This window comes from Candidatus Trichorickettsia mobilis (assembly GCF_034366785.1).
Classification (GTDB): domain Bacteria; phylum Pseudomonadota; class Alphaproteobacteria; order Rickettsiales; family Rickettsiaceae; genus Trichorickettsia; species Trichorickettsia mobilis_A.
This window is the reverse complement of sequence record NZ_CP112932.1, coordinates 550,018-563,677: the sequence shown is the minus strand read 5'-3', so window position 1 is coordinate 563,677 and position 13,660 is coordinate 550,018. Positions and strand designations below refer to the sequence as shown.

General features: G+C 33.3%; 12 protein-coding genes. 9 read left to right on the top strand and 3 right to left on the bottom strand.

Features of this window, described 5'->3' with window-relative positions:
* Window positions 1–56: 56 nt before the first annotated feature.
* The gene (gene argS / locus Trichorick_RS02590; protein WP_323738697.1) at window positions 57–1,790 is read right to left on the bottom strand and encodes an arginine--tRNA ligase; all 1,734 of its coding nucleotides are present in this window, start codon (window positions 1,788–1,790) and stop codon (window positions 57–59) included.
* A 2-nt stretch (window positions 1,791–1,792) separates the two neighbouring features.
* Window positions 1,793–2,944 (bottom strand): deoxyguanosinetriphosphate triphosphohydrolase, encoded by a 1,152-nt coding sequence (locus Trichorick_RS02585; protein WP_323738696.1) that lies wholly within the window; start codon window positions 2,942–2,944, stop codon window positions 1,793–1,795.
* A gap of 328 nt (window positions 2,945–3,272) precedes the next feature.
* Between Trichorick_RS02585 and Trichorick_RS02580 the strand changes: the two genes are divergently transcribed.
* From Trichorick_RS02580 to Trichorick_RS02545, 8 genes are all read left to right on the top strand, one after another.
* The gene (locus Trichorick_RS02580) at window positions 3,273–3,590 is read left to right on the top strand and encodes a HesB/IscA family protein (RefSeq protein WP_323738695.1); all 318 of its coding nucleotides are present in this window, start codon (window positions 3,273–3,275) and stop codon (window positions 3,588–3,590) included.
* A gap of 689 nt (window positions 3,591–4,279) precedes the next feature.
* Window positions 4,280–4,531 carry a hypothetical protein gene (locus Trichorick_RS02575; protein ID WP_323738694.1) on the top strand — a complete coding sequence of 84 codons (252 nt, stop codon included), beginning with the start codon at window positions 4,280–4,282 and terminating at the stop codon, window positions 4,529–4,531.
* Window positions 4,518–5,273, top strand: a complete 756-nt coding sequence (locus Trichorick_RS02570) for an ABC transporter ATP-binding protein (RefSeq protein ID WP_323738693.1) — start codon at window positions 4,518–4,520, stop codon at window positions 5,271–5,273. The genes Trichorick_RS02575 and Trichorick_RS02570 overlap by 14 nt, the downstream gene beginning before the upstream one ends.
* Window positions 5,274–5,392: 119 nt before the next feature.
* Window positions 5,393–5,815, top strand: a complete 423-nt coding sequence (locus tag Trichorick_RS02565; RefSeq protein ID WP_323738692.1) for a hypothetical protein — start codon at window positions 5,393–5,395, stop codon at window positions 5,813–5,815.
* Between the two features lie 5 nt (window positions 5,816–5,820).
* Window positions 5,821–6,588: a bifunctional demethylmenaquinone methyltransferase/2-methoxy-6-polyprenyl-1,4-benzoquinol methylase UbiE gene (gene ubiE, locus Trichorick_RS02560; RefSeq protein ID WP_323738691.1), complete on the top strand. Its 768-nt coding sequence runs from the start codon at window positions 5,821–5,823 to the stop codon at window positions 6,586–6,588.
* Window positions 6,589–6,603: 15 nt separating this feature from the next.
* Window positions 6,604–7,989 carry a 2-polyprenylphenol 6-hydroxylase gene (gene ubiB, locus Trichorick_RS02555; RefSeq protein ID WP_410250255.1) on the top strand — a complete coding sequence of 462 codons (1,386 nt, stop codon included), beginning with the start codon at window positions 6,604–6,606 and terminating at the stop codon, window positions 7,987–7,989.
* Window positions 7,990–7,998: 9 nt separating this feature from the next.
* Window positions 7,999–8,799 carry an exodeoxyribonuclease III gene (gene xth / locus Trichorick_RS02550; protein ID WP_323738689.1) on the top strand — a complete coding sequence of 267 codons (801 nt, stop codon included), beginning with the start codon at window positions 7,999–8,001 and terminating at the stop codon, window positions 8,797–8,799.
* A 625-nt stretch (window positions 8,800–9,424) separates the two neighbouring features.
* Window positions 9,425–10,267, top strand: coding sequence for a hypothetical protein (locus Trichorick_RS02545; protein ID WP_323738688.1), 843 nt, complete (start codon window positions 9,425–9,427; stop codon window positions 10,265–10,267).
* Window positions 10,268–10,611: 344 nt separating this feature from the next.
* On the opposite strand, the gene Trichorick_RS02540 is transcribed toward Trichorick_RS02545, so the two are convergent.
* Window positions 10,612–11,181: an IS5 family transposase gene (locus tag Trichorick_RS02540; RefSeq protein ID WP_410250254.1), complete on the bottom strand. Its 570-nt coding sequence runs from the start codon at window positions 11,179–11,181 to the stop codon at window positions 10,612–10,614.
* Window positions 11,182–11,556: 375 nt separating this feature from the next.
* Here Trichorick_RS02540 and Trichorick_RS02535 point away from each other — a divergent pair, with 375 nt between their 5' ends.
* Complete coding sequence (locus Trichorick_RS02535; protein WP_323738687.1) at window positions 11,557–13,593, top strand: M3 family metallopeptidase; 2,037 nt, start codon at window positions 11,557–11,559, stop codon at window positions 13,591–13,593.
* The last annotated feature ends 67 nt before the right edge of the window (window positions 13,594–13,660 follow it).

Genomic DNA, 13,660 nt, shown 5'->3' with positions numbered 1-13,660 from the left:
TGCATAATGATATTGGAGACCATTTCTAGATTATGCAAGAGGTCTAACGCTCACTGTTACATCTTATCCATTGGTTGAATTCCTATAATTTCTAACCCATTGACGATAATTTTTTGTATAGCTTTTGCTAGCGCTAGGCGTGTAGCTGTTAATTCAATGTCACTTTCAATCACAAAACGATAATCATTATTTTCTTTGCCAAGATTCCAGAGGGCATGGAATCTTGCGGCAACGTTTAATAAATAAAAAGCAATTCGATGTGGTTCAAAATGTTTTGCTGCTCCTTCAAGTATTTTTGGCCATGAAGCCAGTAACTTGATTAAGCCGATCTCTTCCTCGGAAGCTAGCAATGATAAATCAAATTGTTTGTTGATAAATTTTTCGTATGCTTGTGGAGTATGTTCAGCGCCATTAGCTAGAATAGAGACGATTCTAACATGAGCGTATTGAACATAGAATACTGGATTTTCTTTTGATTGTTCCTTAACTTTGGCTAAATCAAAATCAAGGATTGCATCATTTTTGCGTGTTAACATTATAAATCTGATAATATCGACATCAACTTCTTCAATAACATCTTTAACCGTAGTAAAACTTCCCTTGCGCTTTGACATTTTAACGGGAATGCCATTTTCGACAAAGTTGACTAGTTGACAAATTTTTATATCATGCTTAATCTTACCTTCGCCGACAGCTTGGATAGTTGCTTTTATTCGAGCCACATAGCCACTATGATCTGCTCCTAATATATAAATTAAATTATTGAAACCGCGCTGGATTTTATCTTTAGCATAAGCAAGATCAGCTGCAAAATAAGACCATGAGCCATCGGATTTTTGCAGTGGTCGATCTTGATCATCACCAAACATAGTTGATTTAAACAGCGCTTGAGTACGTTCCTGCCAATTTGGGTCGATCTTACCTTTTGGGGCAGGAATGGTACCTTCATATACTAATCCTGTTTTTCTTAAGGAGTTTACGGTAGTGTCTATTAGATTATTATCATGTAAAGATTGCTCAGAGAAAAAGATATCATGTTCAACCTTTAAAGCATGTAGATCATTCGCTATAATTGCAAGCATTGCGGTAATTACAAATTGCTTTACTATATTATTACATTCGTTATCAGCTAGTGTTAGCAGTTTGTCGCCAAATTCTTCGGCAAGCTTAATTCCGACTGGTATTAAATATTCGCCAGGATAGAGCCCGGTCGGAATCAAAATCTCTTCTCCGGTTAACGCTTGTTTGTACCTTAAGATGGCGGTTTGTATTAAAATATCTATTTGCGATCCGGCATCATTTACATAATATTCTTTGGTAACTTTATATCCGCATTTATCCAGTAACCGCGCAAGAGCATCACCATAAACGGCTCCGCGTGCATGGCCGATATGTAGTGGTCCAGTTGGATTGGCAGAAACAAATTCTATATTTACTTTTTCACCTTCACTAATCTTAATGCTGATAAATTCTTCATCATCGCTTAAAATTTGTTGAATACAATTATGCCATCTATCTGCTTTGATCGTAAAATTAATGAATCCAGGTCCGGCTATTTCAAGATGAGCAATATATGGAATATTTGACATTAATTCCTTAAATTTTATTGCTACTTCTCTAGGATTTATTCCTTCTTTCGCTGCTATAATCATCGCAATATTTGTTGATAAATCACCATTCAAAGGATCTTTGGGTATTTCAATATTGGTTAGTGCTAATACACTATGATCAGTAGATATTTTTTGCCCGGCTTGAATAATATCTTGTTTTAATTGGTTAAAAATATTCATAATTATATGTTGTCAAAATTAATGTTATAATGTGTTTTATACTCATTGATGGCAAAACGATCGGTCATCCCAGCAATATAATCTGCTACAGTTAAAGCTTTAGATTTAGGGCATTGCGCGTCAATTAGCGCTTGCCAGCTATAAGGTAATAAATTAATATTATTTATATACAACGCAAAAAGTTCGGTGATAATTTTTTGACATTTTAGAGTAACTGATACAACTTTGGGGTGTTTATATACTTTTGCCAGTAGAAATTGCTTGATTTGTATTATTTCATTTTTTATAGGATCAGTAAAATCTACGAGTTGATGACTCAAGTTTCGTATGTCTGTAGCAGTTTCAATTTTGTATAATTTTAGATTAGTTTTAGTTTGAGATAATAAGCTTTCTATAAAATGATGTATTAATTTTCTTACTACTTCATAAATTAATCGAGACGGTTTTATATCATTAAATCTTGATCTAATATCAAAAATATACTGATCAATTAATGTAAGTTCCGATAAATGATTAAAATCTATAATATTGGCACGCACACTATCTTCCAAGTCATGACAAATATACGCTATATCATCGGATAATGATGAGAGTTGAGCTTCTGCTGAAGAATAATTCTGCAAATCAAGATCATTTATAGCATTATATTCCAATACATATTCTGGTATGTCGTCAATTAATGGTCCATTATGTTTTACAATACCTTCTAATATTTCCCAACTTAAATTCAATCCATCATATGTTGCATATTTATGCTCTAGTCGAGTAAGAATTTTTAAAGAATGCGCATTATGCGAGAATTTCTGGTGCTGTTTTACACACTCATTTAAAGCTTCCTCTCCTGCATGTCCAAAAGGGGTATGACCTAAATCATGTGCAAGTGCAACGCTCTCTGCCAGATCATCTGAGAGATCAAGAGCTTTGGCAATTGAACGCGCTACGGTTGATACTTCTATTGAATGCGTAAGGCGATTTCGATAATGATCTCCTTCATGATTAACGAACACTTGAGTTTTGTATTGTAGTCTTCTAAAAGCATTAGAGTGAATTAAGCGGTCGCGATCACGTTCAAATTCATTTCTATAAGGGGTTGATTGCTCAGGGTATAATCTACCTTTTGTGTTTATAGGGTCGCAGGCATAAGAAGCAAGCATTAAAATACTCCTAAATTTTTAGCAAAATATTAACAATGCTAAGTTTGTGGTAACAGATTTACCCGAAATTAGTGCGGGCTTCAGAAGCACAGGCTTAATTATTTTGTGAAAGATCATAAATGTAAATTTTATGAAAAATAATTAAAAATGTCTAGGTTCTAGCTTGAAATATCAAGAATTTCTACTAATATAGAACTAGATGAGATACTTTTCAACAATAGAATTTTTAAGTATAATAGGTTCTTGTAATTCTTCGCATAATTTAAGTGTACACAAAGCTCTACGCAAATTGACTGTGGTCTAATTTTAACTGAAGAAGCTAATATATATGTATATCACTGCTACTAACAATGCATTTAAAAGAATAAAGGTTTTGCAGCCTGATATTGGGATGATTCTTAGAATTTCTGTAGATGGTGGCGGTTGCTCAGGGTTTCAGTATAAGTATGAATTTGTATCAGAAATTACAAAAAAAGATTATATTATTGTGCAAGATGATATTAAAATTGCTATAGATGAAGTGTCCATGCAATATATGTCTGGATGTATTATAGATTTTGTCGAAGAGTTAGGCACTTCTTATTTTGAGATTAAAAACCCAAAAGCAACTGGTAAATGCGGTTGTGGTAATTCTTTTAGCGTTTGATATAAAAAGCTTTAAGTTTATTGAGCATTCTCCTTAACTTGCAAACCATTAATATATGACAAAAAATGAATAATAATAGTATTATCAAAATTTGCATAATGTCAATACCTTTGGGGCTGTTACAATTTTTTAGACAATATCTGGCTAAATGGATAACTTATGATGGAGTAATACTGCTACAGTTCTTGGTAATTTGCTTTATTATTTGGTTGATGTTTAATAATAAACTGTGAATTTCGAGAATGTTCGTTGAAACTGTGTCAAGTCGTCTTACTTGAGAGCTTTGCTTGAAGCAATCCAGAAAAACTCGGCATATTAACTGGATTGCTTCGACAATAAATGGTCTCGCAATAGACCTCTTGCATAACCTAGAAAGTTACGGAATTTTTCAGACAAAAACGAAATCGAGTACCGCAAGCAGTCTCTTGTTTGCTGCGTAATGGAGACGATTTTGACAACAAAATTACCAACCAGAATAGGTTATGCAAGAGGTCTAATGACAAACCTTATTTTTAATTGACACAGTTCAACGTTTGAATTCGGAACAATATAATACTTTAACTTTGTATAGATAAAAATTTGAATATTTTGAGATATAATTCTTATAGGTTAAATATAATGTTTTGTTTGAATTTTATTATAAATAAGCTACATTAATACAATTAAATATATTAAAGTGAGTATATGTCATGGATAGATGGCCACGGAAGCTGGGTATTGTTTTAGGAATACTTTTTATTATCGGCTTTTTTTGGCTTGTGTGGTCAGGGTTGGAGTATATTGCTATTTCTCTATTTGGAGCAAAAGTTGCCGGCTATGTAGATAAAATGATAGGGTTTAGCATACTGGCTTTGTGGGTAACTTATATAATAGACAAAATAAATTCTCGGTTAAATAAAATTGAGCAGGATATACAAGACATCAAATATGGTAAAAATTAAAATTCAATCATTATATAAATCGTTTGGTCGACATACGGTGTTGAATGGTATTGATTTGGATATTAAACAAGGGGATTCTTTAGTTATTTTAGGTGGTTCTGGTACTGGTAAATCAGTGTTGATTAAAACTATTATTGGTTTGATTACCCCTGATAGTGGCAGTATTATTATTGATGGCACTGATACTACCTGTATGTCTAGCAAAACCAGATTTGATATAATGAAGAAATGTGGGTTCTTATTTCAAAACGGCGCTTTGTTTGATTCGTTGACAGTGCAGGATAATATCACTTTTTTTGCTGAAAGATTATATCAGCTTTCAAAGAGTGATAAACAATCTATGGCAGTAGCTAAACTTAAGTCTGTGGGTTTATCAGAAAGAATATTAAATTTTTATCCAGCTGAATTGTCTGGTGGAATGCAAAAACGTGTTGCTCTTGCTAGAGCTATTTGTAGTAATCCAGAAATCATTTTCTTTGATGAGCCTACCACTGGGCTCGATCCAATTATGGCAAATATTATTAATGAACTGATTATTAAGGTTAGAACAGAGCTTGGTGCAACTACTATAACCATTACTCATGACCTTAATAGTGCAGCGATAATAGCGAACGATGTGGCGTTAATTTATCAAGGTAAGATTATCTGGTACGGTTCAAAAGAAGAAATGGAGGATGCAGACGATCCTTATCTTCATCAATTTGTCCATGGGCTTACTGAGGGACCTATCCAGTACACCTAGTTGGCAATATCTAGAGGCATATCTCGCCGCACAATCGACAATTGTAAGATGCTGAAATGAATTCAGCATAACTTCTATAAAATTATGCTAATTCATCGTAATTTACTATAATATTTTTCGTGAGTAAAATTGAAATATATCTACTATTATTTACCGATAGTTTTGTGAGTAGTCTGGCAATTAATACCAGTAAGGAAATTATGGTTTATACCATCAAAGCTTTTAATTCTGCTAATAGAGAAATAACTATTATTGTGGTAACAGTGGCTAGTCTGGTAGCAAATTTTGCTAATTATTTTTTTGGTAAAGTATTATATAATATTTTTGATCGAACTGGAATAGAGCAACAACGGCTTACGCGCAATAATAGGTTATTAAAATTAGCAAAATATAATAGAATATTTTTATTATTAAGTATAATTCCTTTTTTCGGTAAATTTGTACCAGTTATTGCTGGTTTTAGTAAATTTCCTATGATTAGTACGATATTAATCTGTAGTGGGTTGAAGTTTGGTTATTATATATATTTAATGATAATGTGATTTTTATGATTAATCAAAATGATCCATCAACATCAACTAATTTTGGGTTTAGAAAAACTAGTGGCTCTATAAAGCAAGGTCTAGTTAATGAGGTTTTTACCGATGTTGCCACTAAATATGATCTAATGAATGATTTGATGAGCTTTGGTATTCATCGTTTATGGAAAGATGAATATGTAAAAAAAATTCCTAACTTAAATGCCAATATCTTAGATGTTGCTGGTGGAACTGGTGATATTTCATTTCGTATTATTAATAGAGCTAAAATTAGACAACAACATCCACAGATAGTGATTTGTGATATTAATCAAGAGATGTTAAAAATTGCTTTAGATCGAGCGATGAATAATAATATTATTCATGGATTGGAGTATGTATGTGCAGATGCTGAACAACTACCGTTCGCAAGTAATAGTTTTGATTATTATACTATAGCATTTGGCATTAGAAACGTAAAGCAGATACAGCAAGCGTTAATTGAAGCTTTCAGAGTGCTAAAGCCTGGTGGAAAATTTTTGTGCCTCGAGTTTTCCAAAGTAGAATCTGATTGTTTGCAACAATTATATGATCTTTACTCGTTTAATATTATCCCTAAAATTGGCCAAATAGTTACTGGGAACCAAGCTGCATATAATTATTTGGTAGAGAGCATCAACATGTTTCCGGATCAACAAACTTTTAGCTCAATGATATCACGAGCTGGTTTTAGTAAGGTACATTACCAGAACCTCAGCTTTGGTGTGGTTGCTATTCACAGCGGTTATAAATTATAACTATATGTAGCCTTGATGAGAATTGTATTTGATTTATTGCGTATATTGGTAATTGTAAGTAGATTACAATTATTCACTCATTGTAATGGAATGACATTCCCTATCTATATCAAAATTCTAGGAAAATTACTTGAATTAATATTTTATCCTCTAGGATTAATTAAAAAACCAAAAGCTAGTTTTGGCAAACGTTTAACTACTTGTTTTGAACGATTAGGGCCAATTTATATCAAATTTGGTCAGACACTATCGACTAGACCTGACTTAGTTGGAATTGCAGTAGCAGAGAATTTGAAATATCTGCAGGATAGTTTACCGCCATTTAGTAGTGCGATAGCCAAGCAAATGATTAAACAATCTTTAGGTGTAAGCACAGAAGAATTGTTTGCAGTGTTTGAAGATAAACCATTTGCAGCAGCCTCTATTTCACAAGTGCATCAAGCAATATTATCAACTGGAGAAAAGGTCGCGGTAAAAATTTTGCGGCCACAAATTTATACGAAATATAATAATGATATTAAATTATTATATTTTTTTGCTCGAATATTACCAATTATTTTTATAAAACTGAAACGGCTAAAGATTGTCGAAGTTGTTGATGTGTTTAAATCCAGCATGTTATCAGAGCTGGATTTAAGATTGGAAGCAGCTGCTGCTTCAGAAATGTCAGACAATTTTAAAAATGATTTAGATGTATATATACCAAAAATTTACTGGGCAATGACTGCACAACAAGTTATGGTAACCGAATGGATAGAGGGTATATCTATATATGACATGGAGCAATTGATTGCTGATGGGTTAGAGCCAGACCTTATTTCCAGAAAAATTGCAGTATTATTTTTTAATCAGGCTTATAGAGATGGATTCTTTCATGCTGATTTGCATCCTGGTAATATTTTAGTAAGAGCAGATGGCAGTATCGGATTATTAGATTTCGGTATTATGGGTAGGTTGCCAGAGAAAGATCGTCTTGCTATTGCTGAGATTTTATTTGCTTTTTTACAACGTGATTATAAAACAGTCGCCAAAATTCATTTAAGAGCTGGTTATATTCCTTCGCATTGTAATGTTGAATTATTTGCTCAGAGTTGTCGGGCTGTTTCTGAGCCGATTATTGGCTTGCCAATTAAGGAAATTTCTATAGGCAAGTTATTAGCACAGTTATTCAAAATTACCGAAGATTTTGGTATGGAAACTCAACCTCAGCTTTTATTATTACAAAAGACGATGGTAGTAGTGGAAGGAATAGGCCATAGCTTAGATCCTGAAATTAATATGTGGCAACTTGCTGAGCCATGGATCAAAAAATGGGCAGCAAAAAATACTAGTCCTGAAGCTAAAATATTACGTTTAATAAAACAAGCAGTAACGACAGCATTGGATCAGCTACATAAATAAATACCATTAATGAAAATAGTAACTTGGAATATTAATTCTATTCGTTTAAGAATAGTTTTGCTTGAGCAATTATTAATGACCCATAATCCTGATATTGTCTTACTGCAGGAGACTAAAGTTATTAATGACTTATTTCCTGCTGATGCACTGCATGAGATAGGTTACCGTCACCTTTACTATCAAGGACAAAAATCATATAATGGTGTAGCTATCATATCAAAGCTACCTATTGATGCAAGTTTCTCTATTAAGTTATATAATGACGATAAAAGACACGTAGCAGTAAAAATTGGTGATCTTGAGATTCATAATTTTTATATTCCAGCTGGTGGTGATATCCCTGATATTAACGAAAATCCTAAGTTTAGACATAAGTTAGAATATGTGCAATTGATTCAGGAATGGTTTAAAGCTAATCGTAATCAAGAGAGTAAAATTATTTTGGCAGGTGATTTAAATATTGCACCATTAGAGCATGATGTATGGTCTAGCAAACAATTATCCAAGGTGGTTAGTCATACTGGAGTAGAGCGCGCTGCCTTAATTAATTTACAAAATTCTTTAGGGTTGATTGACAGTGCTAGGTATTTTATTCCAGCACATGAAAAATTTTATACTTGGTGGAGTTATAGAAATATCGACTGGCAAAAATCCAATCGTGGACGCAGACTTGATCATATTTGGGTAAGTAAAAATCTCCAGAGCAGATTAATAGCGATAGAAGCAGTTGTCGATGCAAGAAATTGGCAACTACCATCGGATCATGTGCCGTATATTGTGCAGATTACTGATGAAACGATAAGCGTATAGGGCGCCTTCAAGTTAAGTGTATCAAGCTATAAAAGACAACATTCTGGGATTTTAGGCAGCAAGAAGCCTTGTAGAGCTTCATCTCAATTGATTTAGCAATAAAAATGCAGCTCTCTATATCTTTAGCATTTTTGTATATCGTCCGCATATAGCAAATATATTTCTCATCTTATTCATCAATGATAATGTTCTTTGAACCTTGTGGAGAGATTTAAATTTAATTAGTACTTTTTCTTTATACCGTCCCTTTCTCAATAATCTGGGTTTATGCAATAAAGCTGCTGCATTTCATGTTTGAAGTAATTAAAAATAATACTCAACTTAGTTGTTTAGTTCAAATTTAGCGCTTGATTCTTAAGGTATTATCAGAGCTGTCTTATTAATTATTTTACCTAACTAGGAAACAAAACGCTTTTTTAGTCTATAAATATATGCTAAAAATGATTGATTATAGATAATATTTTGGCTTATATCCGACTAGTTGCTATACTAATCCTAGTAATTAAGCTACAATTAAAAATTAATATTTTTGTGATGAATTAGTCTAGCTTCTAGCAATTTATTAAATACATCGCTGTATTATTATAAAATTAATACAAATTTATCTAAAAACATAGTTCGTTTGATGGTCAGTTTCATTAATCCAGTTAACAACCACTCTGGTTACGCAGTTAAAATAGCTACTATAAAATTACGTGATAGTGGCGAGCGTATGGCTACTGGCGATAGAAGCAAGGCTAGTATTGTAGATTATATTGTAGGTTCACAATTACGAAATAATGTACCTATTCTTAAAAGTTTAGGAAAAAATATTGCTTATGGCATTAATATGCTTACGGTAGCACGATCCATATTATTATCAAGTAAACAACTACTTATAAAAATACAAGATATTATTGCTCAAGCTAATACCGTGAACAATCCTATACCTTTGATAGCTTTAAATGATTTATATTTACTGAGCATAACTGATCTTAATCGCCAATTCATCACTGCTACTTTTGATGGCAGAAATCTCTTTGATGCTGCTGACCTTACGTCAGTCAGTGTTGCTCCAATGGATGTTAGAGTTAACATATTAATGAATGATGTTATTCGGATTACGACACCTGATTTGTCTCTGCTTACAACAGGTTTGGGTGCTCCTACAGATATATTGACTCCAATTAATCAGGCTAATGCTCAAAATATTATCGCCGACCCTAATCAAGCAAATGATAGTGTTGATAAATTCGTAATTAATGGTCTCTCAATGATTGGTGGGCAAATTGAAAGATTAAAAAATGCTTTATCTGTTTTAATGATTTCTACTCAAGTCCACGATAGCACTGCAAGAGATTATCTAAATACTAATTATGAAGATGATGCAAATAATTTTAAAGCTGCGCTAGAGCTTATCAAAAGCTCAATTATGACTATCGTATTAGCTGATCAATTAATAGAAGAAGCAGGGAAATTACTGTCATAACTAATAATTTATGGCTTTGTTGCATGAATCGGATTTTAGGTATAAGTACCCCTTGCCCCAGAATTTGGGTTTATACAACGCGCACAGAAATTGGTTTGCCGATCTCAAACATTCTGTTTAAAAGTTGACATTTGATCGTTATTTCATTTTTCATGTTATAGTCATCTCTCGACAAAAATTTACTACCAAAAGAATTATTAAATCTGAAAAAGGTATTCTCTACCAATTCCCTGCGTCCATATTTATTCTTGTTTCTTCATGCATGATAACCTTTAGTTTGTTGATACGTAGCACTATGCTGACGCTCAGTTTTTGCTTTCTTGGCAACTAGATGATTTGGCGGTCTAATAGTTAGTTGGCTTCATGCCCTTTGCTCTTATATCTTGATATATGTTCTCACCGTCGTATCCAGAATCGGCTAGGATTTCTTTTGCTTTGTCGTTTTTCAATAACAGCTTAACTTGAGATCTATCATCTTTATTGTGATCGGTAGTAGAATTAGCAATTATCTTGCCGTTATCTCCTACCAAAATATGCAGCTTTTTCCATATCATGCGCGAGTATCGTTTTCCGTGCTTATTCTCCAGCCATTCATTACCGGTATAGACTTGGATCCCTGTACTATCAATAGATACATGATCAAACTCTTTATTTTCGTTGCAAAGCAAAGACTCCGTATTTAAGCTTTTGCTACGTCTACTTAATGTTGTATAATCTGGACAAGTAATTAATAATCTTGATATTTCGAATAGCCAATTAATAAATCCTTGGCACTGTTTTAGTTTGAAATTAAACAAATATCTAATTTGTTGACATACAAGAATAGCTTGATCGCTATATATTAGCTGCCTCCCACGTCTTTTATCATAGCTACTTTCGGCATACCAATTTTTACTTAAATCACAAGCAATCATAAAGTCTATACGACCTCTGTTGCGTAAAATGCTGTTATATTCTCTCCAATTAATGATTTTGAATTTTGAACGTTTACGTGATTGCTAAATGGTTTTTTCTTCGGTAAGCGCATCTCTATAAATAATTTTGATAAGAGCGCTATCTTACCGGTTCATTTCCATTCATGCAACAAAGCCGAGTACAATAGCTATTGAACAATAGATTTCATTCTGAATTACTATAGTAAGAATCTAAATTACTTATAGTATTTTCAATTGATTCTTGGTAATAAAGATACTAACTATCGGATACAGCTTATGAAAATATTGAAAACCATCCTTGTTTTCTTTTTTACTTTAAGCCTAGACACATTTGCAAAATCTAAAGAGCCTAATATGAATCCTTTATTAACCCACGGTGAACTACCTGATTTCAACGAAATCAAACCAGAACATTTTGATCCTGCTATCGATGAATTAATAAAATCTTTTAAAAACACGCTAAACAGCGTCAATAAGGTAACAAAGCCTGTATGGAATAATACTATACAAAGGTTAGATGAAGAAGGAGCAAGATTAGGTTTTGCCAAAAACGTGATTAGCCATCTTAATGCTGTAAACAATATAGACGAGATAAGAAACGCCTATGAGGTAATATTACGAAAACTCTCCGATTTTTATACCGACTTAAGCCAAAACAAAGAATTATATGACTTATTTCTAAATCTTAGAAACAGCACAGAATTTAGCTCTTACAATGATGCACAAAAAACTAGCATAGATAATGCTATCAGAAACTTCAAAGATGCGGGTATAGATTTAAATACCGAGAAGAAGGCTCGTCTTAAAGAAATAAACAGCGCTTTAAGTGAACTTAGTAATAATTTCTCTAAAAACGTAATAGATGCTACGCAAAGTTGGTCGTATCACATTACTACTGAAAAAAAAGTTCTGCTTGATGGTTTACCGAAACATATTATCGAGGCAGCTATTGCTAAAGCCAAAATAGATGGCAAAGATGGATGGGTGCTGACATTAGATTATCCATGCTATGAAGCAGTTATGTCCTATGCTAAAGATCGAGATTTAAGAAAGATCTTTTACCGTGCATATAATACTCGTGCTTCACATGAAGCAGAAGCAAAGCAATTCGATAATAGTGATTTAATAGATAGAATTTTAGCATTACGGCAAGAGAAAGCTCAGTTAATTGGCTATAAAAATTATGCTGAATATTCCCTCTCCCCTAAGATGGCTGACACGACTAAAGAAGTAATGGATTTCCTGAAAGATCTTGCTGATCGCTCAAAACCTCAAGGTATTAGAGAAATTGCAAGCCTTAAGCTGTTTGCACAAGAGCATGACGGAATAACTAATTTTTCACCTTGGGATTATAATTATTACTCAGTCTGTTATAAAAAAATACATTTTAACTTCTCTGAAGAAGATTTAAGACCATATTTTCCAGAAGATAAGGTTTTTAAAGGTTTATTTGATTTGGTGAATCGCTTATACGACATTAACATCAAGGAAGTAGAGGATTTCAGTAAATGGAATGAATCTGTCAGACTATTTGAAATTTATGACAATAAGCAGAATTTAAGAGGTAAATTTTACGTTGATTTATATACCAGAAATTTCAAGCAAAGCGGTGCTTGGCAGTCTGGTCTTGTCTCAAGAATGAAGTATAGTAGTGGTCTAGTACAAACGCCTGTAGCTTTTTTGGTAACCAATTTCTCTCCATCAAATGGTAGTAAGACGGCTCTACTTTCTCATAACGATATAAAAACTTTGTTCCATGAATTTGGACACATGCTACACCATACATTGACAATAGTTGATTACCCTAGCGTAGCAGGAACAAATGTGCCATGGGACGCTGTGGAGTTACCAAGTCAATTTATGGAAAATTGGACTTATGTATGGGAGGTTGTTGAATCTATATCAGAGCATGTTGAAACTGGCAAGCCTTTACCTAGAAGTGAGTTCGATAAATTGATTGCAGTTAAGAACTATAATTCCGCAATAACAATGCTAAGACAACTAGAGTTTGCTCTATTTGATTTTAGAATTCACATGCATGAAAGTAAGGACTCAGAAAAAAGCGTTGGGCAAGTGCTAGATGATGTTAGGGGCGAGGTGTCTGTGTTACAACCTCCTAGTTATAACCGTTTCCAAAACAGTTTTTCGCATATTTTTGCTGGCGGTTATGCTGCTGGTTATTATAGCTATAAATGGGCTGAGGTACTATCTAGCGATGCGTTTAGTAAGTTTGAAGAAGACGGGATATGGAATAAAGAAACGGGTCAATTATTCCTAAAGAGTATATTAGAGCAAGGTGGCTCTCGCAAACCTATCGATTTGTTTGTAGAATTTCGAAGAAGAAAGCCAAAAATAGATGCCTTGCTGAAATATAGTGGGATAGAGCAATAACTTTGATGTTGTGGTCAGAGGTAGTGACATCAGCGATGAGCGCTAACTTTTTCATTCTAATGCTGAT

What these genes read in the sequence shown, in the direction of transcription:
- argS (WP_323738697.1), bottom strand. Translation starts at nt 1,790, where the DNA reads ATGAATATTTTTAACCAATTAAAACAAGATATTATTCAAGCCGGGCAA.
- Trichorick_RS02585 (WP_323738696.1), bottom strand. Translation starts at nt 2,944, where the DNA reads ATGCTTGCTTCTTATGCCTGCGACCCTATAAACACAAAAGGTAGATTA.
- Trichorick_RS02580 (WP_323738695.1), top strand. Translation starts at nt 3,273, where the DNA reads ATGTATATCACTGCTACTAACAATGCATTTAAAAGAATAAAGGTTTTG.
- Trichorick_RS02575 (WP_323738694.1), top strand. Translation starts at nt 4,280, where the DNA reads ATGGATAGATGGCCACGGAAGCTGGGTATTGTTTTAGGAATACTTTTT.
- Trichorick_RS02570 (WP_323738693.1), top strand. Translation starts at nt 4,518, where the DNA reads ATGGTAAAAATTAAAATTCAATCATTATATAAATCGTTTGGTCGACAT.
- ubiE (WP_323738691.1), top strand. Translation starts at nt 5,821, where the DNA reads ATGATTAATCAAAATGATCCATCAACATCAACTAATTTTGGGTTTAGA.
- ubiB (WP_410250255.1), top strand. Translation starts at nt 6,604, where the DNA reads ATGAGAATTGTATTTGATTTATTGCGTATATTGGTAATTGTAAGTAGA.
- xth (WP_323738689.1), top strand. Translation starts at nt 7,999, where the DNA reads ATGAAAATAGTAACTTGGAATATTAATTCTATTCGTTTAAGAATAGTT.
- Trichorick_RS02545 (WP_323738688.1), top strand. Translation starts at nt 9,425, where the DNA reads ATGGTCAGTTTCATTAATCCAGTTAACAACCACTCTGGTTACGCAGTT.
- Trichorick_RS02540 (WP_410250254.1), bottom strand. Translation starts at nt 11,181, where the DNA reads ATGATTGCTTGTGATTTAAGTAAAAATTGGTATGCCGAAAGTAGCTAT.
- Trichorick_RS02535 (WP_323738687.1), top strand. Translation starts at nt 11,557, where the DNA reads ATGAATCCTTTATTAACCCACGGTGAACTACCTGATTTCAACGAAATC.